General features: G+C 65.6%; 22 protein-coding genes and 1 tRNA gene. 12 read left to right on the top strand and 11 right to left on the bottom strand.

What is annotated here, in order from left to right; all coding sequences use genetic code 11:
* The first annotated feature begins 160 nt into the window (after positions 1–160).
* Positions 161–1,408 carry a peptidase T gene (gene pepT / locus CVM52_RS08130; RefSeq protein ID WP_100162009.1) on the top strand — a complete coding sequence of 416 codons (1,248 nt, stop codon included), beginning with the start codon at positions 161–163 and terminating at the stop codon, positions 1,406–1,408.
* 52 nt (positions 1,409–1,460) lie between these two features.
* Here pepT and CVM52_RS08125 read toward each other — a convergent pair whose 3' ends face one another.
* Genes CVM52_RS08125 through CVM52_RS08115 form a run of 3 tightly spaced genes read right to left on the bottom strand, consistent with a single transcriptional unit; the run spans position 1,461 to position 5,441 of the window.
* Positions 1,461–3,608 (bottom strand): 3-hydroxyacyl-CoA dehydrogenase NAD-binding domain-containing protein, encoded by a 2,148-nt coding sequence (locus CVM52_RS08125; RefSeq protein WP_100162008.1) that lies wholly within the window; start codon positions 3,606–3,608, stop codon positions 1,461–1,463.
* A gap of 11 nt (positions 3,609–3,619) precedes the next feature.
* Positions 3,620–4,828, bottom strand: a complete 1,209-nt coding sequence (locus tag CVM52_RS08120; protein ID WP_100162007.1) for an acetyl-CoA C-acetyltransferase — start codon at positions 4,826–4,828, stop codon at positions 3,620–3,622.
* A gap of 28 nt (positions 4,829–4,856) precedes the next feature.
* Positions 4,857–5,441, bottom strand: a complete 585-nt coding sequence (locus CVM52_RS08115; RefSeq protein ID WP_240620901.1) for a TetR/AcrR family transcriptional regulator — start codon at positions 5,439–5,441, stop codon at positions 4,857–4,859.
* A gap of 178 nt (positions 5,442–5,619) precedes the next feature.
* On the opposite strand from CVM52_RS08115, the gene CVM52_RS08110 reads away from it, so the two are divergent.
* The 7 genes from CVM52_RS08110 (at position 5,620) to CVM52_RS08080 (ending at position 13,441) form a co-directional block, all read left to right on the top strand.
* Positions 5,620–6,495 carry a branched-chain amino acid ABC transporter permease gene (locus tag CVM52_RS08110; RefSeq protein WP_100162019.1) on the top strand — a complete coding sequence of 292 codons (876 nt, stop codon included), beginning with the start codon at positions 5,620–5,622 and terminating at the stop codon, positions 6,493–6,495.
* Between the two features lie 4 nt (positions 6,496–6,499).
* A complete protein-coding gene (locus CVM52_RS08105; protein ID WP_100162005.1) occupies positions 6,500–7,597 on the top strand; it encodes a branched-chain amino acid ABC transporter permease in 1,098 nt (365 codons plus the stop codon).
* Positions 7,594–8,364: an ABC transporter ATP-binding protein gene (locus tag CVM52_RS08100; RefSeq protein WP_100162004.1), complete on the top strand. Its 771-nt coding sequence runs from the start codon at positions 7,594–7,596 to the stop codon at positions 8,362–8,364. The genes CVM52_RS08105 and CVM52_RS08100 overlap by 4 nt, the downstream gene beginning before the upstream one ends.
* A gap of 76 nt (positions 8,365–8,440) precedes the next feature.
* On the top strand, positions 8,441–9,202 hold the full coding sequence (locus CVM52_RS08095) for an ABC transporter ATP-binding protein (RefSeq protein WP_100162003.1): 762 nt from the start codon (positions 8,441–8,443) through the stop codon (positions 9,200–9,202).
* Positions 9,193–11,016 (top strand): AMP-dependent synthetase/ligase, encoded by a 1,824-nt coding sequence (locus CVM52_RS08090; RefSeq protein WP_240620900.1) that lies wholly within the window; start codon positions 9,193–9,195, stop codon positions 11,014–11,016. Before CVM52_RS08095 ends, CVM52_RS08090 begins: the two co-directional genes overlap by 10 nt.
* A gap of 30 nt (positions 11,017–11,046) precedes the next feature.
* Entirely contained in the window at positions 11,047–12,210 is a 1,164-nt protein-coding gene (locus tag CVM52_RS08085) for an ABC transporter substrate-binding protein (protein ID WP_100162002.1), read from the top strand.
* A 73-nt stretch (positions 12,211–12,283) separates the two neighbouring features.
* Complete coding sequence (locus tag CVM52_RS08080) at positions 12,284–13,441, top strand: acyl-CoA dehydrogenase family protein (protein ID WP_205964910.1); 1,158 nt, start codon at positions 12,284–12,286, stop codon at positions 13,439–13,441.
* Between the two features lie 26 nt (positions 13,442–13,467).
* On the opposite strand, the gene pcaF is transcribed toward CVM52_RS08080, so the two are convergent.
* Positions 13,468–14,670 carry a 3-oxoadipyl-CoA thiolase gene (gene pcaF / locus CVM52_RS08075; protein WP_100162001.1) on the bottom strand — a complete coding sequence of 401 codons (1,203 nt, stop codon included), beginning with the start codon at positions 14,668–14,670 and terminating at the stop codon, positions 13,468–13,470.
* A gap of 259 nt (positions 14,671–14,929) precedes the next feature.
* Between pcaF and CVM52_RS08070 the strand changes: the two genes are divergently transcribed.
* The 4 genes from CVM52_RS08070 to CVM52_RS08055 all read left to right on the top strand — a co-directional run bounded on the left by CVM52_RS08070 (position 14,930) and on the right by CVM52_RS08055 (position 17,669).
* Complete coding sequence (locus tag CVM52_RS08070) at positions 14,930–15,688, top strand: IclR family transcriptional regulator domain-containing protein (RefSeq protein ID WP_100162000.1); 759 nt, start codon at positions 14,930–14,932, stop codon at positions 15,686–15,688.
* 86 nt (positions 15,689–15,774) lie between these two features.
* On the top strand, positions 15,775–16,188 hold the full coding sequence (locus tag CVM52_RS08065) for a hypothetical protein (protein WP_100161999.1): 414 nt from the start codon (positions 15,775–15,777) through the stop codon (positions 16,186–16,188).
* 249 nt (positions 16,189–16,437) lie between these two features.
* Positions 16,438–17,331 carry an alpha/beta fold hydrolase gene (locus tag CVM52_RS08060; protein WP_133119811.1) on the top strand — a complete coding sequence of 298 codons (894 nt, stop codon included), beginning with the start codon at positions 16,438–16,440 and terminating at the stop codon, positions 17,329–17,331.
* A gap of 53 nt (positions 17,332–17,384) precedes the next feature.
* A complete protein-coding gene (locus CVM52_RS08055; protein WP_100161997.1) occupies positions 17,385–17,669 on the top strand; it encodes a hypothetical protein in 285 nt (94 codons plus the stop codon).
* A gap of 24 nt (positions 17,670–17,693) precedes the next feature.
* On the opposite strand, the gene CVM52_RS08050 is transcribed toward CVM52_RS08055, so the two are convergent.
* The 7 genes from CVM52_RS08050 to sufC form a co-directional block, all read right to left on the bottom strand.
* Positions 17,694–17,770: transfer RNA gene (locus CVM52_RS08050), tRNA-Arg, on the bottom strand.
* A gap of 115 nt (positions 17,771–17,885) precedes the next feature.
* Positions 17,886–18,899 carry a methyltransferase gene (locus CVM52_RS08045; protein ID WP_100161996.1) on the bottom strand — a complete coding sequence of 338 codons (1,014 nt, stop codon included), beginning with the start codon at positions 18,897–18,899 and terminating at the stop codon, positions 17,886–17,888.
* Positions 18,900–19,042: 143 nt separating this feature from the next.
* Positions 19,043–20,263: a cysteine desulfurase gene (locus CVM52_RS08040; RefSeq protein ID WP_100161995.1), complete on the bottom strand. Its 1,221-nt coding sequence runs from the start codon at positions 20,261–20,263 to the stop codon at positions 19,043–19,045.
* Positions 20,256–20,843 (bottom strand): YIP1 family protein, encoded by a 588-nt coding sequence (locus CVM52_RS08035; RefSeq protein ID WP_100161994.1) that lies wholly within the window; start codon positions 20,841–20,843, stop codon positions 20,256–20,258. Before CVM52_RS08035 ends, CVM52_RS08040 begins: the two co-directional genes overlap by 8 nt.
* Positions 20,843–21,328 (bottom strand): YIP1 family protein, encoded by a 486-nt coding sequence (locus tag CVM52_RS08030; RefSeq protein WP_100161993.1) that lies wholly within the window; start codon positions 21,326–21,328, stop codon positions 20,843–20,845. Before CVM52_RS08030 ends, CVM52_RS08035 begins: the two co-directional genes overlap by 1 nt.
* Positions 21,328–22,608 (bottom strand): SufB/SufD family protein, encoded by a 1,281-nt coding sequence (locus CVM52_RS08025; RefSeq protein WP_100161992.1) that lies wholly within the window; start codon positions 22,606–22,608, stop codon positions 21,328–21,330. The genes CVM52_RS08030 and CVM52_RS08025 overlap by 1 nt, the downstream gene beginning before the upstream one ends.
* Positions 22,608–23,363, bottom strand: coding sequence for a Fe-S cluster assembly ATPase SufC (gene sufC, locus CVM52_RS08020; RefSeq protein ID WP_100161991.1), 756 nt, complete (start codon positions 23,361–23,363; stop codon positions 22,608–22,610). The genes CVM52_RS08025 and sufC overlap by 1 nt, the downstream gene beginning before the upstream one ends.
* Between the last annotated feature and the right edge of the window lie 41 nt (positions 23,364–23,404).

Here is a 23,404-nt window from a genome sequence, read left to right as displayed (position 1 = left end):
ATGTTTGGCCTGGACCACAACATAGCAGTGCCGCACCCCCGGCCAACTGCCGACACGCGCACAGGCGCGGTTCGGCGGCTCACATTGCGGGATGGCGCGCGCAGGGCTTGACTCTGCCCCGCCCAGCCTGACCCTTCCGCCATTCATTGAAGGAGCGCCGATGCCACGCCAATTCGACCGCGATCTTGAAGACCGCCTTGTCCGTTATACCGCGATCGACAGCCAGAGCGACGCGGACTCGCCCACCACGCCCAGCACCGCGATCCAGCTGGACCTGCTGCGCCTGCTGCAATCTGAACTGGAGGAAATCGGCGCGCAAGAGGTGCAGCTGACCGATTACGGCACCGTGCTGGCGACGATTCCCGGCACCGCCCCCGGCCCCACCATCGGCCTGCTGGCCCATGTCGACACCGCACCGCAGTTTGCCGCCCAGGGGGTGAAACCACGGGTGGTGCGCGGCTATAATGGCGGCGACATCACCTTTCCCGACGATCCGGCATTGGTCTTGTCGCCGGCCGAGTCGCCCTATCTGGCCGAGAAACAGGGCCATGACATCATCACCGCCTCGGGCACCACGCTGCTGGGCGCCGATGACAAGGCGGGGGTGGCGATTATCATGACCGCCGCGCGGCATCTGCTGGCGCATCCCGAGATCGCGCATGGGCCGATCCGCATCGCCTTTACCCCGGATGAAGAGATTGGCCGCGGCGTGGCCGAAGCGTTGCCCCGGGATCTGGCTGCCGATTTCGCCTATACTTTCGACGGCGGCCGGGTCGGCGAGATCGAATACGAGACTTTCTCGGCCGACGGGGCCGAGGTGACGGTGACCGGCGTGTCGATCCATCCCGGCTTTGCCAAAGGCAAGATGGTCAACGCCATCCACCTGGCCAGCAAGATCATCCAGACCCTGCCGCAGGCGACGATGACCCCGGAGGTGACCGACGGGGTCGAGGGGTTCATCCACGCCACCGATATGGTGGGCGGATCCTCGGAGATGAAGATCAAGCTGATCATCCGCGATTTCGAGCGCGAGGGGCTGGCCGAAAAGGGCGCCTTGCTGCGCCAGGTCTGCGCCGCGGTGGCGGCGACCGAACCGCGCGCGCGCATCACCTGCGAGATCAAGCCGCAATACCGCAACATGCGCTATTGGCTGGAACAGGACATGACCCCGGTCGACCTGGCCCGCGCCGCCTGCCGCAAGCTGGGGATCGAGCCCGTCTCGGTGCCGATCCGCGGCGGCACCGACGGGTCACGCCTGACCGAGATGGGGGTGCCGACGCCGAACCTGTTCACCGGCATGCAGAACATTCACGGGCCGAAGGAATGGATCTCGGTGCAGGACATGGCGCTGGCGACCGAGCTGTGCCTGGCGCTGGTGGCCGAGGCGGCGGCGGGCGACGCCGAGTGAAAGGGGCCGGCACGTTGCCGCCAGCCCCTTTTATGCGCGGTTCGGCGGACGCTTAGGCCGCCGCCGCCTCGCGGCTTGCGAGCCGGTCATAGATCGAGTCGGGCACGGCGAAACGCGCGCCATAGCTCGCGGCCAGTTGCCGGGCGCGGGCGGCGAAGGCCTCGACCCCCTCGCCCCGGATGAACTGGATCGCGCCGCCGGTATGGGCCGGGAAGCCGATGGCAAAGATGCCGCCCAAATTGGCCTCGATCTCGGTGTTCAGCACGCCCTCGTCGAGACAGCGCAGGGTCTCGATGGCCTGTCGGTACAGGATGCGGTCAATCGCGTCCTGGATCGGGATATCGGCAGTGCCGCGGGCGAACTGTTCCAGCCCGGACCACAGCACCCGCGTGCCCTGGGCGTCATAGTCGTAGAAGCCGCCGCCATATTGCCGCCCGCCCCGACCCATCGCGATCATCGGGTCGGTAACCTCGACGGTGGCGGTGTTGTGTTGGCCAAAGCCGCTGTCGACGCCCAGCCGCTGGTCCAGCGCCCGATGGGTATGGCGCACCTTCTGACCCAGGATCAGCGACACCTCGTCGAACACCTGCAAGGGGCCGACCGGCATTCCGGCCAGCCAGGCCGCGCGTTCGATGGCGGCGGGCGCCATGCCGTCGACCAGCAGCTGACAGCCTTCGTCCATGAAGGTGCCGAAGACCCGCGAGGTGAAAAAGCCGCGCGCGTCGTTGACGACAATCGGCATATAGCCGATCTGCTGCACGTAATCGTAGGCCTTGCGCAAAGTCTCCTGGCTGGTCTGTTCGCCCATGATGATCTCGACCACCTTCATCTTGTCGACCGGGCTGAAGAAATGCAGGCCGATGAAGCGGGACGGATCCGGGCAGGCCTGGGCCAGGATCGAGATCGGCAGCGTCGAGGTGTTGGAGCCGTAGATGCCCTCGGGCGACAGCATCGGCCAGGTCTCGGCGATCACCTTCTCTTTCAGCTCGATATCCTCGAACACCGCCTCGATCACGATATCGGTGCTGCCGGCGGCGGCATTGCCGGTGGCGGGGGTGATATGGGACAGCAGCGCGTCTTTGCCGGCGGCCTCCATGCGCCCGCGCGCAACCGCCTTGTCGCACAGCGCCTCGGAATAGGCCCGGCCCTGTTCGGCCCTTGCCAGTTCGGTGTCGTTCAGCCGGGTTGCCAGCCTGGCCTTGGCATGGGCATAGGCGATGCCGGACCCCATCATGCCCGCGCCCAGCACCGCCGCCGAGCCGGCCTGCCAGCGCGCACCTTCGGGGCGCAGCTTGCCCGATTTGATCGCCTGGGTGCCGAAGAAGAAGGTCGAGATTGCCGCCTTGGCCTCCTTGCTGGCCATCAGGCCGATAAAGCGGCGGGTTTCCACGCGCAGCGCGGCGTCGAAATTCATCCGCATCGAGTTCACCGCCACGTCGAGGATCTTTTCCGGCGCCGGCAGCAGCCCGCGGGTTTTCTTGAACAGCATCGCCGAGGAGACCTGAATCACCTGCCGCACCCGTGGATGCAGCGCATCGCCGCCGGGATAGCGAAAGCCTTTCTGGTCCCAGGGCTGGGTATGGGCGTCGGGATTGGCCCGGATCCAGGCCTTGGCGGCGGGGATCAAAGCCTCCGGCTCATCGACGATGGCATCGACCAGGCCGTCGGCCAGCGCCGCGTCCGGGCGGGCCTGCTTGCCTTCCAGAAGGTAGGTCAGCGCCTTTTCCAGCCCGAGCCGGGCGGTCAGGCGCACCACGCCGCCAGCGCCCGGCAGCAGGCCCAGCGTGACCTCGGGCAGGCCGACCACCGCCTTGGGTGAGTTCAGCACGATGCGATGGTTGCAGGCCAGGCACAGTTCGTACCCGCCCCCCAACGCGGCGCCGTTGATGGCGGCGACCACCGGGACCGGCAGCTTTTCCAACCGCCGGTAGACCGCCTTGTTGGCCTCGATAAAGGCGAAACTGGCGGCGTCGGCGGTTTCGGTTGCCAGGATGTCATGCAGGTCGCCACCGGCAAAAAACGTCGGTTTGGCCGAGGCGAAGACCACGCCGGTCAGGCCCGGTTCGGCCTCCAGTCGGTCGCAGACCGCGCGCATCCCCGGTTCGAACCGCTTGTTCATGGTATTGGCGTTCTGCCCGGCCATATCCATGGTCACGGTGACAATACCGTCGCTGTCCTTGTCATAGATGAAATCTTGCATCCGCCCCTCCCTCAGACGCGTTCGATGATCGAGGCGATGCCCATGCCGCCGCCGACGCACATGCAGATCAGCGCGCGTTTCAGCTGCCGCCGCTCCAGCTCGTCCAGCATGGTGGACACCAGGCAGCCGCCGGTCGCGCCCAGCGGATGGCCCATGGCGATGGCGCCGCCGACCACGTTCAGCTTTTCATCTGGAACATCAAGGTCGCGCTGCAAGCGCAGGGCGACGCTCGCAAACGCCTCGTTGATTTCGACAAGGTCGATATCGTCGATGGTCAGCCCCGCCTTGGCCAGCGCCTTTTTCGAGGCCGGGCCCGGCCCGGTCAGCATGATGGTCGGGTCGGTCGCGGTCAGCGCGATGGCCAGCACCCGACCACGCGGGTCCAGACCGATGTCGCGCCCGGCCTGTTCGTTGCCGACCATGATCAGCGAGGCGCCGTCGACGATGCCCGAGGAATTGCCCGGCGTGTGGACGTGGTTGATCCGTTCGACCTGCGGATATTTCGCCAGCGCCACCGCGTCGAAGCCCATATCGCCCGGCGCGGCAAAGCTGGGCCTGAGCGCGCCCAGCTTCTGCATGTCGGTGTCGGGCTTGATGAAATCGTCCTTGGCCAGCACCACGAAGCCATTCTCGTCGCGCACCGGCACCACCGAGCGATCGAACCAGCCCGAGTCGCGGGCATGGGCGGCGCGTTGCTGGCTGGCCAGCGCGAAGGCGTCGACATCGTCCCGCGACCAGCCCTCGATGGTGGCGATCAGGTCGGCGCCGATGCCCTGAGGCACGAACCCGGTGGCGATGGCGGTTTCCGGATCCTCGGCGAATGGCCCGCCATCGGCACCCATCGGCACCCGCGACATCGATTCGAAGCCGCCGGCGCAAACCAGGTCTTCCCAGCCCGAGGCGACCTTGGCCGCGGCGGTGTTGAAGGTGTCGAGACCCGAGGCGCAAAAGCGGTTGACCTGGGCGCCCGGCACGCTTTGATCCCAGCCGGCCTTTTGCAGCGCAATCTTGGGCAGCACCGCGCCCTGTTCCATCACCGGGGCGACGCAGCCCAGCATCACGTCATCGACCCGCGCGGTGTCGAGGTCGTGGCGCTGCTGCATCTCGGTCAGCAGGGTGGTGACAAGATGGATCGGCTTTACCTCGTGCAAGGTGCCGTCGGCCTTGCCCTTGGAACGGGGCGTGCGGATCGCGTCGTAGATATAGGCAGGCTCTGCCATTGTGGTCCTCCTCCTGATCGCCGACCGGTCAGGCCGGGTCGCAGAGCTCGATCCGTGGCAGCGGTTCGAGCTCTCTCTGGCTGATCTCGCGGGCCTCCTCCCGGGATATCCCGATGCCGCGCAAGACGAATTCCGCCGTGTCGCTGGCCGCCTGCCGCCAGGTGCGGCGCCCGTCCAGCACCAGCGAGACCGCCCCGAAGGTGGCGCCGCCGGCGGTGGCGGTGACCGAGGCGACCTGATCGCGGTGAAAGTGGAACCGCCCCGAGGCCAGGCCCCGGCGCAGTTCTTCGGCCGGCATCTGGCTCCAGAAATCGCCCAGCCGCGATTCGATCATCGCGTAGCGGGCGATGAAACGGCCCCAATGCGGTTCGTCATGCACCCGGCGGATGCTGAGCTGCATCGCCGCCGAGATCTTTTCGGCCGGATCGGCCATGTCGGCGCAGGCGCGCAGCATCGAACTGTGAAATTCGGCGGCGATGGTGTCGCAGACGGACGAGAACAGGTCCGACGGGTTGTCGAGATTGTTGTAGATGGTCCCGCGGGACAGCCCGGCTTCGCGCGCCAGATCGCTGATGGCGATGGTGGTGCCACCCTCGTCTGCAAAGATCCGCATTGCGGATTGATGAATGCGACACGTCGCCGTGTTCATGGGGGGTTCGTGGCTGGTTGAAAAATGAGTGTTGACTGAAATTGAACACCACTGTTTAAATTCAGTCAACCACGTTCATCGCCGAAGGGAGGAGCGGCATGAATAGCGTATCCGGCTGTCGGACTCTGTCTGGCCGGCAATGATGGAATTGCTTCAGCTTGTGATTGGCGGCCTGGCCAATGGCTGCATCTACGGCCTGGTCGCGCTGGGCTTTGTGCTGATCTACAAGGCCAGCGAAGGCGTGAACTTTGCCCAGGGCGACATGATGATGCTGGGCGCCTTCATCGCGCTGGGCTTTGGCAATGCCGAACAGATGGGCCTGGCCTTTGTTCCGGCGGTGCTGCTGGCGATGGTGGTGATGTTCGGCGTCGGCTGGGGGGTGGAACGGGTGGTGGTGCGCCGCCTGTTCGGCCAGCCGCAATATGCGCTGGTGATCCTGACCATCGCGCTGGGCTTTGTGTTCCGCTTTGTCGCCGGGTCGATCTGGGGCTATACGCCCCTGGTGCTGGAAACGCCCTTTGCCGGGCTAAACCTGCGCACCGGTGGCATCGTCATCAGCCTGGCCGATCTGGTGACCATCGCGGTTACCCTGCTGCTGACGCTGGCGCTGTGGGCGTTTTTCGCCTTCACCCGCATCGGGCTGGCGGCGCAGGCCTCCAGCCAGAACCAGATGGCGGCCTATATCGTCGGCGTGCCGGTGATGCGGATCAACTCGCTGATCTGGGGGCTGTCGGGCGCGGTGGCGACGGTGGCGGGCGTGCTTTATGCCACCCGCGGCGCCATCGACCCGAATATCGGGCTGCTGGGCATCAAGGCCTTTGCCGCCGCGGTGATCGGCGGACTGGGGTCGTTGCCCGGCGCGCTGCTGGGCGGCTTGCTGATTGGCGTGGTCGAGCCGGTGGCCGGCCGGTATGCGCCGGGCGAACTGGCCAAGATGTCGCCCTATATCATCATGCTGATCGTGCTGGTCACCCGCCCCGGCGGCCTGTTCAGCCAGATCCAGATGAAGAAGGTCTGACCCGATGCGCGTGGTGTTCAAGACCAGCTATGACCGCGATATAGACCTGCACGAACACGGGCGCAGCCGGGCAAAGATTGCCGTGCTGCTGGCGGTGATGGCCGCCCTGCCCTTCCTGGTCGGCGACTATTACCTGGCCGAGGCCGCCAACACGCTGATCTGGGCGCTGGCGGGCATGGGGCTGATGGTGGCGGTGGGCCATACCGGGCAGGTCAGCCTGGGCCACGCCGCGTTCCTTGCGGTGGGCGCCTATGCCGACACGGCGCTGATGAACCTGGGCCTGCCATTTCTGCTGAGCTTTCCGCTGGCCGGGCTGATTGCCGGGCTGTTCGGCGCGCTGCTGGCGGTGCCGGCGGTGCGGATGTCGGGCATCTATCTGGCGATTGCCACGCTGGCGATGTTCGTCATCGTCGAGGAACTGGTGATCCTGCTGGAACCGATCACCGGCGGGGTCGGCGGGCTGATGGCGCCGTCGATCGGCATTTTCGGGATCAGTTTCGACCGCTATGCCGCCTTGCCGAATTTCTACTGGCTGTGCCTGGCGGTCACCGCGCTGGTGACCTGGGGCTATGCCAACCTGATGCGCAGCCCGACCGGGCGGTCGTTCCTGGCGGTGCGCGACAGCGAGATCTCGGCGCGCGCGCTGGGCATCAATGTCACCCGCACCCGGTCGCTGGCCTTCGGCCTGTCCTCGGGGGTGACCGGGCTGGCCGGGGCGCTGATGGGCCATTACATCGGGTTCTTCAACTACGAGCTGTTTTCGATCTTCATCTCGATCAACCTGCTGCTGGTGGTCACCATCGGCGGGCTGGGCTTTATCCAGGGCGCGTTTTTGGGCGCCATCCTGATCACCGCGATGCCGCAGTTCATCGCCATCCTGCGCGACAATGTGAACGCCGCCACCGGCATCGACCTGTGGGGGATTCCGGGGCTGGACACGCTGGTTTTCTCGCTGATCCTGATCGGCTTTATCATCTACGAGCCCGCCGGCCTGTATGGCCGCTGGCTGAAGATGCGGTTCTGGCTGGAGGTGTTTCCGCTGGCCCGGCGCGACATGTTCCGCCGGCAGAAAACCTATCTGAAGACGGAGCGGATGCGATGAGCCTGTTGCAGGTCGAGGATCTGGCCATCCAGTTCGGCGGCGTCCGGGCGGTCGACGGCGTATCCTTCGCGGTCGAGCCGGGCGAGGTGTTTGCCATCATCGGCCCCAACGGCGCCGGCAAGTCGACCATCTTCAACCTGATCTCGCGGATCTACCAGCCCAGCCAGGGGCGCATCCGCTTTGACGGGCGCGACATCACCGGCCTGCGCGCGCATGAGATTGCCGGGCTGGGCATCGCCCGGACCTTCCAGAATATCGAGCTGTTCGACCATTCCACCGTACTGGACAACCTGCTGATGGGGCGACACAGCCACCGCAGCACCAATTTTGTCGAGGACATCCTGTTCCTGCCCAAGGTGCGCCGCGCCGAGCGGGCGCATCGCGAGCGGGTGGAACAGGTGATCGAATTCCTGGAGCTGGAAGCCTATCGCAACAAGATGATCGCCGGCCTGCCCTATGGCGTGCGCAAGGTGGTCGAGATCGGCCGCGCGCTGGCCATCGGGCCGCGGCTGATCCTGCTGGACGAACCGGCCTCGGGCCTGTCGGTCGAGGAGACCCGCGAGGTGGCGTTCTGGATCGAGGACATGCGCCGCGACATGGGGCTGACGGTGGTGATGGTGGAACATGACATGTCGCTGGTGACCCGCGTCTGCGACCGGGTGCTGGCCGTGGCCAATGGCCGGCCGCTGGCACTGGGCAGCCCGGCCGAGGTGCAGGCGAACCGCGACGTGAAAGCGGCCTATCTGGGCACGGAGACCGCCGCATGAGGGGCAAAGGGGCAGCGGCGCGCGGCGCGCCCCGGTTGGCCAAGGCGGCACCCGGGCCTGCGGCGGGAGGTCAGACATGAGCGTTCTGTCCGTCCGCAACCTCGAAACCTTCTACGGCGCGATCATGGCGCTGCGTGGCGTCTCGATCGACGTGGAGGAAGGCGAAATCGTCACCATCCTGGGTGCCAATGGCGCCGGCAAGACCACGTTGATGAAGACCATCGCCGGCCTGATGGATCCGGAAAAGGGCGTGATCAGCTTTCATGGCGAAAACACCGCCCATCTGGAACCGGATCGCATTGTCGCCAAGGGGATTTCGCTGGTGCCCGAGGGGCGCGAGGTGTTTCCCTATCTGACCATCGAGGAGAACCTGCGCCTGGGCGCCTTCACCCGCCGGGGCAGCGCCGCCGCCGACCTGGACCTGGTGTTCCAGTATTTCCCGATCCTGAAGGAACGCCGGCGCCAGCCCGCCGGCTTTCTGTCGGGGGGAGAACAGCAGATGTTGGCCATCGGGCGCGGCCTGATGGCCAGGCCCAAGCTGATGATGCTGGACGAGCCCAGCCTGGGCCTGTCGCCGCGGCTGACACAGGAGATATTCGCCATCATCGCCCGGCTCAATTCCGAGCAGGGCGTCACCATGCTGCTGGTCGAGCAGAACGCCCATATCGCGCTGGAGACCGCGCATAAGGGCTATGTGCTGGAAATGGGCCGGATCGTGATGGCCGGGCCGACCGAACGGCTGAAAGCCTCGGACGACATCCAGGAATTCTACCTCGGCCGCAGCCAGGAAAGCGAACGCGGGCAGAAACGATGGAAACGGCGCAAGACATGGAGATGACGCGCGTGCAGGCTGGCGAGGTCATCGCCTTCGAAGGGCACGACACCATCGTGTCGCTCTGGGCGGATCGCTGCGCCAGGTATGGCGACCGGGTCTGCCACCGCGAGAAAGAGCTGGGCATCTGGCAGGCCTATTCCTGGCGTGACTATTATCAGGCCGCCCGCCATATCGGCCTGGCGCTGATGGAGCTGGGCGTGCGCAAGGGCGAGCCGGTTCTGATCCTGTCCGAGGACCGGCGCGAATGGCTGTATTGCGACCTGGCCGCCGCCGCCATCGGGGCGATTCCGGCCGGGGTCTATACCACCGACAGCGCGGCGCAGCTGGCCTATCTGGCGCAGGACAGCGGCGCGCGGGTGCTGTTCGTGGAAAACGACGAGCAGCTGGACAAGTGGATCGAGGCGCGCGACTCGATGCCGGGGATCGACCATGTTGTGGTGTTCGACCGTGACGGGCTGGCCGATTTCGCCCATCCCAAGGTGCGGTTCCTGGACGAGATCGTCGCGCTGGGTGCTGCGGCCGCCGATCCCGACCGGTTCGAACGCGCGCTGGCCGAGGTGCGCCCGGAACATCCGCGCATGCTGATCTATACCTCGGGCACCACCGGCCCGCCAAAAGGCGCGATCCTGACCCATCGCAACATGATCTTTCAGCTGGTTGCCGGAACCCAGGTGCTGGACTTTCGCGACAGCGACAACCTGTTGTGTTTCCTGCCGCTGTGCCACGTGCTGGAGCGGCTGGTCTCGGTCGACGGGGCGCTGGCCAATGGCTGCACGGTGAATTTCGCCGAAAGCCCGGAAACCGTGTTCGAGAACTTGCAGGAAGTGTCGCCGGACAGTTTTGCCGGGGTGCCGCGGATCTGGGAAAAGATCTATTCGCGGATGATGATCCTGCGCTCCGAGGCCGGGCCGCTGGGCGGTCGGGCCTTTGACTGGGCGCTGCGGGTGGGCGGCGCCTATGCCCGCAGCGATCGGCCCTCGCCGGCCCTGCGCCTGCAGCACTGGCTGGCCGAGATCACCGTGCTGGCCAACCTGCGGCGAATGCTGGGCTTTGCCAATGCGCGCCGCGTCACCTCGGGCGCGGCGCCGATCTCGCCCGAGCTGATCGACTGGTTCGCCGCCATCGGTGTGCCGCTGGTCGAAGGTTTCGGGATGACCGAAACCGCCGGCGTCGCCACCGTCAACATGGTTGGCGACAACCATGTCGGCACCGTCGGCCCGCCGCTGCCGGGGATCGAGCTGAAGATCGACAGCAGCGGCGAATTGCTGGTCGGCGGGCCCTGCGTCTTTGCCGGCTATTGGCGCAAGCCGGACAAGACCGCCGAGACGATCACCCCGGAGGGCTGGCTGCGTACCGGCGACCTGGGCCGCATCGACAATCACGGCTGCCTGACCATCAGCGGCCGGATGAAAGACGTGATCATCACCGCCGGCGGCAAGAACATCACCCCGGCCGAGATCGAATCGCGGCTGAAATTCTCGCCCTATATCTCGGATGCGGTGGTGATCGGCGACCGGCGCAAATACCTGACTTGCCTGGTGATGATCGACCAGGAGAATGTCGAGAAATTCGCCCAGGACCGCCAGATCCCGTTTTCCGACTTTGCCTCGCTGACCCGCGCGCCCGAGGTGCGCGACCTGATCGGCGCGGTGGTGGCCGAGACCAACAAGCAATTCGCCAATGTCGAACAGATCAAGGATTTCCGCCTGATCGACATCCTGCTGACGGCGGAAGACGAGGAACTGACCCCGACGATGAAACTGAAACGCAATTTCGTGAACCAGCGCCACGCCGCGCTGATCGACGAGATGTACTGAACATGTCCGATCTCAATCAGGGAGGAAGAGATGAAGACACTGACCGCACTGGCCGCAGCCGCGACGCTGCTGGCCGCGCCGCTGGCCGCCCAGACGCCGGGGGTGAGCGACGATGAGATCAAGCTGGGCGGGGCGCATGACCTTTCCGGCATCTTCGCGCCTTTCTCGGTGCCCGCCGTAGCGGCAGCGCAGGCCTATTTCGCCGAGGTGAACGCCAAGGGCGGCGTGCATGGCCGCAAGATCACCTATATCGTCGAGGATCACGGCTATCAGGTGCCCAAGGCGGCGCAGGCGGCCAACAAGCTGATCAACCGCGATCAGGTGTTTGCGATGCTGCTGAGCCTGGGCACGCCACATAACCTGGCAATGTTCCAGCTGATGGAGCCGCAGGGCGTGCCCAACGTGTCGCCGATCACCGCGGCACGGCAGATGATCGAACCGCCGGCGCCGTGGAAATTTGCCGGCACCTCGTCCTATTACGACGCGATCAAGGCGACCACCGAATTCATGATCGCCGAAGAGGGCACCAAGAAGGTCTGCCTGATGATCCTGCCGACCGATTTCGGCAAGGAGATCGAGGCCGCGGTGCATGAGCTGGCCGAGGCGGGCGAGATCGAACTGGGCGCCGAGGTCGGCCACAAGCCGGACGAGACCGATTTCACCGGCGCGCTGGGCAAGGTCAAGGATTCCGGTTGCGACACGGTGGCGATGGCGCTGGGGGTCAGCCAGATGATCAACGCCATCGCCACCGCGCGCAAGCTGGGCATGGATGATCTGAAGATCATGCTGTCGGGCGCCGGGTTTCACACCGTCGTTGCCAAGGGCCTGGCGCAGCAGGGGGTGATGGACGGCGTCTATGCCGGCGCCGGCTGGCAGGACCTGGAGGCGCGGCTGGGCGAGCCCGAGGTGGCGGCATGGGTGGCCAGCTATAAGGAAGCCACAGGCGAGGACTACCCCGGCACCGGCGCGCTGCTGGGCCGGTCCGGTGCGGCGATCATGGTGGCGGGGCTTGAGGCGGCAGGCCGAGACCTGACGCGCGAGGGCTTTATCGCGGCGATGGAAACGCTGGATTTCCATGACCCGATTGCCGGCAACCATGTCGATTTCTCGCCCGAGGATCACGCCGGCGCCGACGAGGTCTTCGTCAGCCGGATCGAGAACGGTTCGTGGGTGCTGGTACAGACCCTGGAATAACGCTGCCCGGCAGGGCGGTGGCACCGCCCTGCCCCGTTCCCCAGTCGATTCCCCCTGTCAGCCGGAGGCCCCGATGCTGAAGCGCACCCTCTATGACGAAGAACACGAGATCTTCCGCAAAACCGTGCGGGCCTGGGCCGAGCGCAACGTCTATCCGCATGCCGACAGCTGGCGCGAGGCCGGCTGTGTCAGCCGCGAGGTCTGGAAAAGCGCCGGTGCCGAGGGGTTCCTGTGCATGTTCGCCGATGAGAAATACGGCGGTCTGGGGCTGCAGGATTTCCGCTATGACATGGTGCTGGCCGAAGAGATCGGGCCGCGTGAACCGGGATTCTTCCTGGGGCTGCACAACCGCATTGTCGGACCCTATCTGCAACATGCCGCCTCGGAGGCGCAGCGCGACAGGTACATGCCCGGCGTGGTCTCGGGTGATACCATCCTGGCCATCGCCATGACCGAACCGGGCACCGGGTCGGACCTGGCCGGGATCGCCACACGCGCGGTCGAGATGGAGGATCACTGGGTGCTGAACGGTTCCAAGACCTATATCTCGAACGGGTTCCTGGCCGGGCTGGTATTGGTGGCCGCGCGCACCAATCCCGCGGCCAGCCACGAGATCGGGCTGTTCCTGGTCGAGGACGGCATGGAGGGCTTTGCCCGCGGCCGCAACCTGAAGAAGCTGGGACTGGAAAGCCAGGACACCGCCGAGTTGTTCTTCGACAACGTCAAGGTGCCCAAGGACAACGTGCTGGGCGATCCGCGCGGCGGCTTTCGCATCATGATGATGAACCTGGCCGAAGAGCGGCTGATCGGCGCGGTTGGCTTCGCGGCGAGGGCCGAACGCGCCTTTGACGTCACCATGGAATATATCCAGGAGCGGCGCGCCTTTGGCCGGCCAATCGGCACCTTTCAGAATTCACGGTTCAAGATGGCCTCGCTGCGCACCGAACTGGACGCGGCCTGGGCGCTGACCGACCATTGCGCGCGCGAACACCTGGCCGGGCGGCTGTCGGCGGAGATGGCCGCCGAGGCCAAGCTGTTCACCTCCGAGGTTGAGGGCCGCGTGGTCGACGAATGCCTGCAGCTGCATGGCGGCGCCGGCTATATGGACGAATACGAGATCAGCCGCCTGTACCGCGACGCCCGGATCAGCCGCATCTATGCCGGCACCAGCGAGATCATGCGCGAGATCATCGGCCGCGGCCTGGGCCTGGACGAGCGCAACCTGAACTGAGATGCGCCGCCCCGGCCCGGCGCTGCCTAGACCCGTTCGATGGCGATGGCGATGCCCTGCCCGACGCCGATGCACATGGTCGACAGCGCCCGCTTGCCATCCTTGACCATCAGTTCCAGCGCCGCGGTCCCGGTGATCCGCGCCCCCGACATGCCCAGCGGATGGCCCAGCGCAATGGCGCCGCCATTGGGGTTCACGCGGGGATCGTCATCGGCGATGCCCAGATCGCGCAGCGTCGCCAGCCCCTGCGAGGCAAAGGCTTCGTTTAATTCGATCACGTCGAAATCGGACGCCGTCAGCCCCAGCCGCTGCATCAGCTTTTTCGACGCGGGCGCCGGGCCGAAACCCATGATGCGCGGCGCCACCCCCACGGTCGCGCCGCCCAGGATACGGGCGATCGGGGTCAGGCCATTGGCCTTGGCCGCCGCTTCGGAGGCGATGATCAGCGCCGCGGCGCCGTCATTGACGCCCGAGGCGTTGCCGGCGGTGACGGTGCCACCGGCGCGGAAGGGCGCGGGCAGCTTGGCCAGTTTTTCCAAGGCGGTTTCGCGCGGATGTTCATCCCGCTCGACAATGATCGGGTCACCCTTGCGCTGCGGGATGGTGACCGGTGTGATCTCGCTGGCCAGGCGACCGCTGGCCTGGGCGGCGGCGGCCTTCTGCTGCGACCGCAGCGCGAAGGCGTCCTGGTCTTCGCGGCTGATGTTGAAATCCTCGGCCACGTTCTCGGCGGTCTCCGGCATCGAATCGACGCCGTATTGCGCCTTCATCAGCGGATTGACAAAGCGCCAGCCGATGGTGGTGTCGAACACCTCGTTGCTGCGGGAAAACGCGCTGGTGGCCTTCGGCATCACGAAGGGCGCGCGCGACATGCTTTCGACGCCGCCGGCGATGATCATCTGCGCCTCGCCGGCGCGGATCGCGCGGGCGGCGGTGATCACCGCATCCATCCCCGACCCGCACAGCCGGTTCATGGTGGTGCCCGGCACGCTGTCGGGCAGCCCGGCCAGCAGCACCGCCATACGCGCGACGTTGCGGTTGTCGTCGCCCGCCTGATTGGCGCAGCCCAGGATCACCTCGTCGATCTGCGCCGGGTCCAGCTCTGGATTGGCGGCCAGCAGCGCCCGCAGCGGGATCGCCGCCAGATCGTCGGCGCGCACCGAGGACAGGGCGCCGCCATAGCGGCCGATGGGGGTGCGGGTATAGCCGCAGATAAAGGCGTCGGTCATGTCAGAACTCCGTCACGTTATGCCTGGCCGCAGGGCCGTCTGTATTCAAGGGCTTGGCTTGGATATCGGCCCCCGCGGGCGAGGTATAGCCCCGCCTTGCATCGCCGGATGCGACCATCACCCTGGCCGAGCGGGGCAACCGATTTTCCATCGCGGTCGCCCCTGCAATCGTCGCCGCAGCCTAGCGCCGGACAGCGCGGTGAACAGCGCAATCGCGCACATATTGACTTTTGTTCAATAGACGCCACTAGTTGCGCGCATGGTGAACAAGACCGACCATATCGCCTCGCTTGCCAAGGGGTTGCGCGTGATCGAAGCCTTCGGCGCCGAGACCCCGCGCCTGTCGATCACCGCGGTGGCGACGGCAACCGGACTCGACCGCGCCACCGCGCGGCGCTGTCTGCTGACCCTGCATCACGAGGGCTATGCCGATTTCGACGGAAAATTCTTCACCCTGACACCGCGGATCCTGCGACTGGGCATCGGCGCGCTGGCGGCGCTGCCGCTGGCACAGGTGGTGCAGCCCTGGCTGGACCAGGCTTCGGAGAAGATCGGACAATCCACCTCGGTCAGTCTGCTGGACGAGACCGAGATCGTCTATATCGCCCGCGCGGCGCAGCGCCGGGTGATGTCGATCGGCCTGATGCCGGGCTCGCGCCTGCCGGCACATTGCACCTCGATGGGCCGGGTGCTGCTGGCGGCGCTGCCCGAGGCCGAGGCGCGCGCCCTGCTGGACCGATCGGATCTAAGCCCGCGCACCGCCTACAGCCTGACCAGCCCGGACGAAGTCATGGCCGAACTGGCGCGCATCCGCAGCCAGGGCTATGCGCTGATCGATCAGGAAGTGGAAATCGGCCTGCGCGCCATCGCGGTGCCGCTGATCTCGGTACGGGGACGGGTGGTGGCGGCACTGAACACCGGCGTCGCGGCGGTCCAGGCCGAGGCGTCGGACCTAACCGAGACTTTCCTGCCCGCCCTGCTGAAAGTGCAAGAAGGGCTGCGGCGGGTATTGACCTGAGCCACGCCAGCGGAAGCTGACCCCGACGCCCCATGGCAACGCGGAGCGACACTTGTGGTAAGCTGGCTTGCGGATGGGGGTCAAAGATGGTCAAACGCGACAACCCGGAGAAGCGGCGCCACGAGACCTGGCGCAAGTGCATTCTGGCCCGCGCCGAGGCGGCGCTTGCCGGGTACAGCCCGCAATACAAGGCGCAGATGCTGGCCCATTACCGGCGCAGCTTCGATCCGGGGCCAGAATATTTCCCCTACGGGCATTACCTCTACATCGCTACGCCGGTCAGGATACTGGCGGTGCGGAGCACTGGACTGAAAGCCGGCGCACAGATTTTCGACCCGGCCACCCAGTCGTTGAAATTCGCCAACAGCTACCTGTCGAAGATCGAATGGGATCGGGATTGCGAGACCGAGGAGATCACCGAAGCCGATTTCCTGGTGCTCTGCCTCGCCGCTGCCGCCAGAATGCGAGAACAACGGATCCGAAAGGCCACCAAGGCGTGAGGTACCGGGGTGCAATGGCGCACCCCGTTTGGACCCTGCGATCATTTCTTTGGCGGTGCACTTTTCGCCTCTCACGCGTGATCCAAGAAACGCCGAAAATCGAGGCATGACAGAAGCTTATGCATTTTCAGGGGCGCGCGCCGGGGCAAGACGCGGCGCCTGGCGCCATCATCGTTGCGGGGCCAGGCAGCGCGCGCCATGAATTGCGGGCAAGACGCAGAAAAGACCTATTTCACAAAGGATTGTACGTTGAAAAATACCAAGAAGACCCTTGCCGCGATCTGCCTGGCGGCAATTTCCGCGGAGCCCCTTTCGGCCCAGCACACCAATCTGGGACAGATCGATCCGGCCACGATGCTGGAGACCTATCCCGAGTTTGGCCAGAGCCTCCAGCGGGCGGTGGTCGGCGTGCCTGCTGCGCTGATCGAAGGTGACGCGGATTTCTTTGGCTATTACGAAGACCTCGCCAACCTTACCTTTGTCGAGGGCGCCACTGCGCCGGTCGTGGTCTACATGCACGGGTCCAGCTCTGCCTTCGAAGAGGTCGATGGCGTGCCGGGCCTGAAGTGGGACTATGCCTATGCCGACTGGCTGACCGAGGCGGGGTATGTCTTCGTCGCGCCCGATGCCCATGCCATCGGGGAGCGGCCGACCTATAGTTCGCCTGTGCCCAAGGACGTGTATGAAACCATCAGCGCCATCCGCCAGGCCGAAATCGCCCAGGCTGCCGCCGCGCTGTCACAGGCGGCGTTCCTCGCACCGGGCGAGATGTATCTGCTGGGCGTGTCCGAGGGCGGTCATGCCGCCGCGCGCTACAGTGGGCGCGAGTTCAAGGGCCGGATGATCCTGAGTTGGTCCTGCGAGCCCGGCTACATGACCGATTTCGCCAAAGTCGGGGCACGGTCCGGCGACCCGGTGCTGAATATCGTGGGCTACCGCGATTTCTATTACGGCAGGAACGCGCCGTTCAGCACCGGATATAACAATACCGGGAACTGTGCCAATTACCTGTCGGCCGGCAATTATGGCCATTCCAAAGTGGTCATCTACCCCACCGCCGACCACGGAATCTCTTATGACCAGTATATCGAAGGCGACCTGCTTGGGTTCATGACCTACTGGGTCGGTCGCACCCCCGAATGACGGGGCAAGCCGTCGATCCGCTGCTTTCGGCGGCGGTGTGAGGCGCCCCTAGCATGGCTTTCGCACCGGCGAAGGCCATGCAAAGCCCAGCGTTCGCGCGCATCGCCAACAGTCATCTTGGTGACACCGCGGACGCGCTCCCGGCGCTTGGCAGGGCAACGCACGCCTTCGTCCGTAAGGACATGATCGGCAAAGTGCGGCCCTTCAATTCCGCCGCACACAAACAGGCGCGCCGCCTGGCGTTGCCGCGACGCACAGTGATTTCGGTGCACCGTCAGCAATTCGATCCGGATGGGAGCAATGCGGATACCACCGGAAGACATCCGATTGTCCAGTGATTCCAGATTCTTAAACCGAGGTATTGGCGCACCCGAGAGGATTCGAACCTCTGGCCTCTGCCTTCGGAGGGCAGCGCTCTATCCAGCTGAGCTACGGGTGCCAGTGCGGGGCGTATAGGGCAAAGCCGGGCGCGCCGCAATGCAAAAACCGCCCGGTGCGGTGGCCGTTGCCGGACAGCGACGCCCGGCTTGGGTGGCGCTGTCCGGGCCCAGGCTTCAACCTGCCTTGCGGCCTTCGGCGAGCATGGTCATCTCGGGAATCATCGGGCCGACCTTGACCTGTTCGAAGCCGGCGGCGCCCAGGGCCTGGCCGAGCCAGGCATCGTCGAGCGAGCGGGCTTCGGGGGTGAAGGCGGTATGCTGCAACTGCCACAGCGCGGCCAGCTTGGGACCGGTGCGGTCGGCATCGACCACGAAATCGTGGATCAGCACCCGGCCGCCGGGATTGAGCACCTCATACGCCTGACGGATCAGGCGCTCGTGTTCCTCGCCCGGCACGCCGGAGAACAGGTAGGACATCAGCACCAGATCCTGTCCCTTGGGCCAGTCGGCTTCGAGCGCGTTGCCCTCCTGGTACTGGATGCGGTCGCCAAGGCCCGCCTTTTCGACATAGCTGCGCCCCAGCGCGGCGACATTGGGGAATTCCAGAATCGTCGCCGCCAGGTCCGGCTGCGCCTTGCAGAAGGTGATGGCAAAGGCACCGGTACCGCCGCCCACATCCAGCATCTTGCGGGCGCCGGAGAGATCCAGCGCGCGGGTCAGTTGCCGTGCCGGGCCCAGCGAGCCGGCGTGCTGGCTTTCGGAATAGAGTTTCGCCTCGGCCGGGTCCGAGAACCAGTCGGCATAGCTGGTGGTGGCGTCCTCGCCCAGATCCTCGGTCAGCACGTCCTCGATCTGGTCCAGCAGACCATACATCTGCTTGCCCACCTGCAGCCGCAGGTAATCGCCGAAATCGTATTTCGCCCCTTTCACCAAAAAGGCCGAGGCGGCGGGCGAGTTGGCGAACTTGCCGTCGCTGACCGTCACCAGCCCCAGCCCCGCCAGCGCCGTCAGCAGCGTGGTCATGCGATCGACATGCAGCCCCAGCTTTTGTGCCAGGGTGGCGGCATCGGCGGGCGCGCCTTCCAGCGCGGTGAAAACGCCCGATTGCAGCGCCGCGAACAGCGCTTTCGATCCCATGAACCCAAAGGCAATTTCGGATATCTGGTCGGCTTCGGTCAGGGCGTTCATACAGCTCTCCGGTCTCTGTGGCAGATGCCGCCGGGCATAACAGGTCCGGCCCGGAATGGACAGAAAGCGACACGGGCTTTGTCGTTTTCCGGCAAGTTTGCCCGGTGCCCGGTCAATCCTTGGGCAGTGCCGCCCTGCCCGGCCTAGGCAAACAGCTCGTGCGCCAGTTCCAGGGCCTCGACCAGACGGTCGACCTCGGCCTCGGTGTTGTAGAGCCCGAAGGACGCCCGGCAGGTCGCGGTCAGGCCCAGATGGTCCATCAGCGGCCCGGCGCAATGATGCCCGGCACGCACCGCAACGCCCTTCTTGTCGAGAATGGTCGAGATGTCATGGGCATGCGCGGCGCCTTCCAGCGTGAACGAGAAGATCGCCCCCTTGTCCGGCGTGGTGCCCTGCAGCTGCAGCCAGTTCAGCCCCGACAGCTTGGTCACCGCGTAATCGCGCAGCCGGTTCTCATGCGCGGCGATGTCCTGCATCCCCAGGCCCATCATATATTCCAGCGCGGCGCCAAGGCCGATGGTCTGGACGATTCCGGGGGTGCCGGCCTCGAACTTCATCGGCGGGTCGGCATAGGTCACATTGTCCTTGCTGACCTCCTTGATCATGTCGCCGCCGCCCATGAAGGGGCGCATCTCGGCCAGGCGTTCAGAGCGGATATAGATCGCGCCCGAGGCGGACGGCCCATACAGCTTGTGCCCGGTGATGGCGTAGAAATCGCAGCCGATCTCCTGCACGTCGACCGGCATGTGCACCGCGCCCTGGCTGCCATCGACCAGCACCGGCACGCCCTTGGCATGGGCGGCCTCGGTGATCGCCTTCACGTCGACACGGGTGCCCAGCACGTTGGACAGATGGGTGACGGCGACCAGCTTGGTGCGCGGGCCGATGGCGTCGATCACCGCCTGCGGATCCAGCGCGCCGGTGGCATCGACATCGACCCATTTCAGCACCACGCCCTGGCGTTCGCGCAGGAAATGCCAGGGCACGATATTGGCGTGATGTTCCATCACGCTGAGCACGATTTCATCGCCGGCGGTCATCCGTGGCATCGCCCAGCCATAGGCGACGGTATTGATGCCCTCGGTAGTGCCGGTGTTCATCACGATCTGGTCGGGATCGCCGGCGTTCAGGAACCGTGCGACGGTGCCGCGCACGGCTTCGTATTTCTCGGTCGCCAGATTAGACAGGAAGTGCAGCCCCCTGTGAACATTGGCATATTCCTCGGCATAGGCGGTGTTTACCGCGTCGATCACCGCGCGCGGTTTCTGCGCCGAGGCACCATTGTCGAGATAGGTCAGCGGCTTGCCGTTGACCTGGCGCGACAGAATCGGGAAATCCTTGCGGATGGTTTCGACGTCATACATATCCGGCATTTCCCATCGCGGGTACGCCCAGCAGGGCAAGAAGCAGTGACAGGCCGAACAGCAGCCCGACAAGCGCCACAGCCAGAACACCGACGGCGCGGGCAATCGAGTCGAGCCGGTGCGCCTGATTGATGAAGTGCAATAGAATATAGATCCCCAGCACGCTGGCCGCCAGCAGCAGCAGCACCGCCAGCAGCGGAATCACCATCGACAGCAGCAGCCCGGCCAGTTGCACCGCGACGCGCAGCGCCTGCAACCAGACCACCAGCGCCATCACGTCTTCCAGCGCGCCGCTGCCGCGCAGCGCCCGCCCGGCCCAGAAGATGGCATAGACGGTCAGCACCAGCATCAGCGCCGAAACGATCATGAAGCGGATCGGCGAGCCGAACAGCGCCGGGAACGGCGTCGGCCCCGGCGTCATCAGGTCGGACAGGGCGAAGATCAGCGATTGCAGCACCGCCATCAGCAGCAGCGCCAGCCACAGCGCCTGCCGCGGCAGGTTCAGGTCGAGGATCTGGCGCGCGGCCTCGGCCGGGTCGCGCAGGGTCAGCACCGCCAGCCGAGACGGATCGGGCAGCATCACGCGGCCCCCCGCTCGGCCCGGATCAGACCGGCGATCCAGAACCAGGCGAACACACCCAGCCACAGCGCACCAACCAGGCTGAGCGCCGGGCTGTTGCCAATGAAGCCGGCGACCAGCCCGTGCAGCAGGATCAGTGGCGACGACGCCAGCAGCGCCCAGAACAGCGCCAGCCGTGCTCCGTACCAACTGCCCCTGGCGCCAAACAGCCGCGCCACCAGATGCGACAGCGCCGCCAGCAGGTACAGCGCCAGCGGCGCGATGAAGATCCAGCCCATCAGCGCGCCGCCCAGCAGCATGTTCAGATCACCGCCGCCCAGATGCGCCTCGCGCGCCAGGCGCGGCATTTGCGCGACGAACATCAGCACGCAGAAGGCCATCAGGATGACCAGCGCGCGATCCTCGCGCTGACCGGCCGCCAGCAGGCGGTCGATCACCCGGCCCGGCCCCCGGTAGGTGGCCGTGATGTCCGCGGTCACCGGCATTATCGCCGCCGTGCCAGCCAGTTTCTGAGCCGCGAGACCATATCTTCAGCCAGGTCCTTGTTCTCGATCTCGTCCACCGCCTCGGCCAGGAACGCCAGGGTCAGCAGGTCGGTGGCATCGGCCTTGGGCACCCCGCGCGACCGCAGGTAGAACAGCGCGTCCTCGTCGATGGCACCGCTGGTCGAGCCATGCGAACAGGCGACATCGTCGGCATAGATCTCCAGCTCGGGCTTGGCCAGGAACTGGCTGTCGCCATCCAGCAGCAGCGACTGGCTGATCTGGTAACCGTCGGTTTTCTGCGCGCCGTTCTTCACCAGGATCTTGCCCTGGAACACCCCGGTGGCGCCGTTGCGCAGCACCTTCTTGAACACCTGCCGGCTTTCGCAGCCGACCGCGTCATGGGTGATGAAAACGGTATCGTCATGGTGGAAATCGCCATCGCCGACGCAGGCGCCGGCGATATGGGCGATGCCGTTGTCACCGGTCAGTTCAACCACGCATTCATTGCGCGTCAGCACGCCATTGGCGGTCAGGGTAAAGGTTTTCAGCACCGATTCCGCGCCGAGACGGGCAAAGATATGGGTCACCGCGCGCCGTTCATGGTCGCGGCCCTGGCTGCGCACCACATGCAGTGCGCCGCCATCGGCGATGTCGACCTCGGTGCAATTGTTGAACCGCGCCGCCGCCGGGCCGCTTTCCAGGATGGTTGCCTCGGCGCCGGATTCGACCCGGATCACATTGTGCAGCATCGCGTCCGACGTGGTCGAGCGATGGGCGTAGACCAGGTTGATCGGCTTGCTGGGCTTGCCGGTGACATGGATCAGCACGCCATCGGTGGCAAAGGCGGTGTTCAGCGCGGCAAAGGGGCGCTGGACCGGGTTTTGACCGCGTTCCTCCAGCGTGCCGTACAGGTCGCGCGCCCAGTGGATATCGGCAGTGCCGACCTCGGCCAGGCGTTCGATCTTGACCCCTTCCAGCGCCAGGTCGTCCGAGGCCTCGGGGTCGAACACGCCGTCGACAAAGACGATGCACAGACGGTCGAGACCGCCAAAGACCGGACCCTCGTCGCTGTCGAACAGCTGCGCCGTGGGCGCTTCGGGCTGCACCAGCGTGTCGGGGCGGGTGAACTTCCAGTATTCGTCGCGCCGCTCGGGCAGGCCCATGGCGCGCAGCCGCGCCAGCGCAGCCTTGCGCGCCTCGCCGGTCCAGCCGGATTCGGGCAGGTGCAGCGGCGCCAGCCGGGCCTCGGTGGCCGTCAGTCTGCGTTCCGCCAGGGCCATCACGCCACCTCGTTCAGGATGTCGGCATAGCCGTTGGTCTCGACCTCGATCGCCAGTTCCGGGCCACCGGACTTCACGATGCGGCCATCCGCCATGATATGTACGACGTCGGGTTTGATGTGGTCCAGAAGCCGTTGATAATGCGTGATAACCAGGAAGCCGCGCCCCGAGTCGCGCAGCGCGTTCACGCCGTCGGAGACCAGTTTCATCGCATCGACATCCAGGCCGCTGTCGGTTTCGTCGAGGATGCACATCTTCGGCGCCAGCATCGCCATCTGCAGGATCTCGTTGCGTTTTTTCTCGCCGCCGGAAAAGCCCACATTGACCGGGCGTTTCAGCATCTCGGCGTCGATCTTCAGATCCTTGGCCCTGGCGCGGACGGCTTTCAGGAAATCCGTCGCGCTCATCTCTTCTTCGCCGCGCGCCTTTCGCTGGGCGTTCACCGCGGTGCGCAGGAAGGTCATGTTGCCGACACCGGGAATCTCCACCGGGTATTGAAAGGCCAGGAACAGGCCGGCGGCGGCGCGTTCTTCCGGCTCCAGCTCCAGCAGGTCGACCCCTTCCAGCGCGGCGCTGCCCTCGGTCACCTCGTAACCGTCACGGCCTGACAGCACGTAGGACAGGGTCGACTTGCCCGAACCGTTGGGCCCCATGATGGCATGCACGCTGCCGGCCTCGACCGAGAGGTCGACGCCTTTCAGGATTTGCTTGTCCTCTTCCTCAAGTTTTACGTGCAGGTTCTTGATTTCCAGCATTATTCTCTCTTTCAAACAGATCGTCCCCGCGGGCCGGATCG

Source organism: Pseudooceanicola lipolyticus (assembly GCF_002786325.1).
Classification (GTDB): domain Bacteria; phylum Pseudomonadota; class Alphaproteobacteria; order Rhodobacterales; family Rhodobacteraceae; genus Pseudooceanicola_C; species Pseudooceanicola_C lipolyticus.
The sequence above is the reverse complement of the archived record's forward strand: the minus strand, read 5'-3'. Positions and strand labels throughout refer to the sequence as shown.

Coding starts and splice junctions, on each gene's coding strand:
- pepT (WP_100162009.1), top strand. CDS start 161: ATGCCACGCCAATTCGACCGCGATCTTGAAGACCGCCTTGTCCGTTAT.
- CVM52_RS08125 (WP_100162008.1), bottom strand. CDS start 3,608: ATGCAAGATTTCATCTATGACAAGGACAGCGACGGTATTGTCACCGTG.
- CVM52_RS08120 (WP_100162007.1), bottom strand. CDS start 4,828: ATGGCAGAGCCTGCCTATATCTACGACGCGATCCGCACGCCCCGTTCC.
- CVM52_RS08115 (WP_240620901.1), bottom strand. CDS start 5,441: ATGCGGATCTTTGCAGACGAGGGTGGCACCACCATCGCCATCAGCGAT.
- CVM52_RS08110 (WP_100162019.1), top strand. CDS start 5,620: ATGGAATTGCTTCAGCTTGTGATTGGCGGCCTGGCCAATGGCTGCATC.
- CVM52_RS08105 (WP_100162005.1), top strand. CDS start 6,500: ATGCGCGTGGTGTTCAAGACCAGCTATGACCGCGATATAGACCTGCAC.
- CVM52_RS08100 (WP_100162004.1), top strand. CDS start 7,594: ATGAGCCTGTTGCAGGTCGAGGATCTGGCCATCCAGTTCGGCGGCGTC.
- CVM52_RS08095 (WP_100162003.1), top strand. CDS start 8,441: ATGAGCGTTCTGTCCGTCCGCAACCTCGAAACCTTCTACGGCGCGATC.
- CVM52_RS08090 (WP_240620900.1), top strand. CDS start 9,193: ATGGAGATGACGCGCGTGCAGGCTGGCGAGGTCATCGCCTTCGAAGGG.
- CVM52_RS08085 (WP_100162002.1), top strand. CDS start 11,047: ATGAAGACACTGACCGCACTGGCCGCAGCCGCGACGCTGCTGGCCGCG.
- CVM52_RS08080 (WP_205964910.1), top strand. CDS start 12,284: ATGCTGAAGCGCACCCTCTATGACGAAGAACACGAGATCTTCCGCAAA.
- pcaF (WP_100162001.1), bottom strand. CDS start 14,670: ATGACCGACGCCTTTATCTGCGGCTATACCCGCACCCCCATCGGCCGC.
- CVM52_RS08070 (WP_100162000.1), top strand. CDS start 14,930: ATGGTGAACAAGACCGACCATATCGCCTCGCTTGCCAAGGGGTTGCGC.
- CVM52_RS08065 (WP_100161999.1), top strand. CDS start 15,775: ATGGTCAAACGCGACAACCCGGAGAAGCGGCGCCACGAGACCTGGCGC.
- CVM52_RS08055 (WP_100161997.1), top strand. CDS start 17,385: ATGGCTTTCGCACCGGCGAAGGCCATGCAAAGCCCAGCGTTCGCGCGC.
- CVM52_RS08045 (WP_100161996.1), bottom strand. CDS start 18,899: ATGAACGCCCTGACCGAAGCCGACCAGATATCCGAAATTGCCTTTGGG.
- CVM52_RS08040 (WP_100161995.1), bottom strand. CDS start 20,263: ATGTATGACGTCGAAACCATCCGCAAGGATTTCCCGATTCTGTCGCGC.
- CVM52_RS08035 (WP_100161994.1), bottom strand. CDS start 20,843: ATGCTGCCCGATCCGTCTCGGCTGGCGGTGCTGACCCTGCGCGACCCG.
- CVM52_RS08030 (WP_100161993.1), bottom strand. CDS start 21,328: ATGCCGGTGACCGCGGACATCACGGCCACCTACCGGGGGCCGGGCCGG.
- CVM52_RS08025 (WP_100161992.1), bottom strand. CDS start 22,608: ATGGCCCTGGCGGAACGCAGACTGACGGCCACCGAGGCCCGGCTGGCG.
- sufC (WP_100161991.1), bottom strand. CDS start 23,363: ATGCTGGAAATCAAGAACCTGCACGTAAAACTTGAGGAAGAGGACAAG.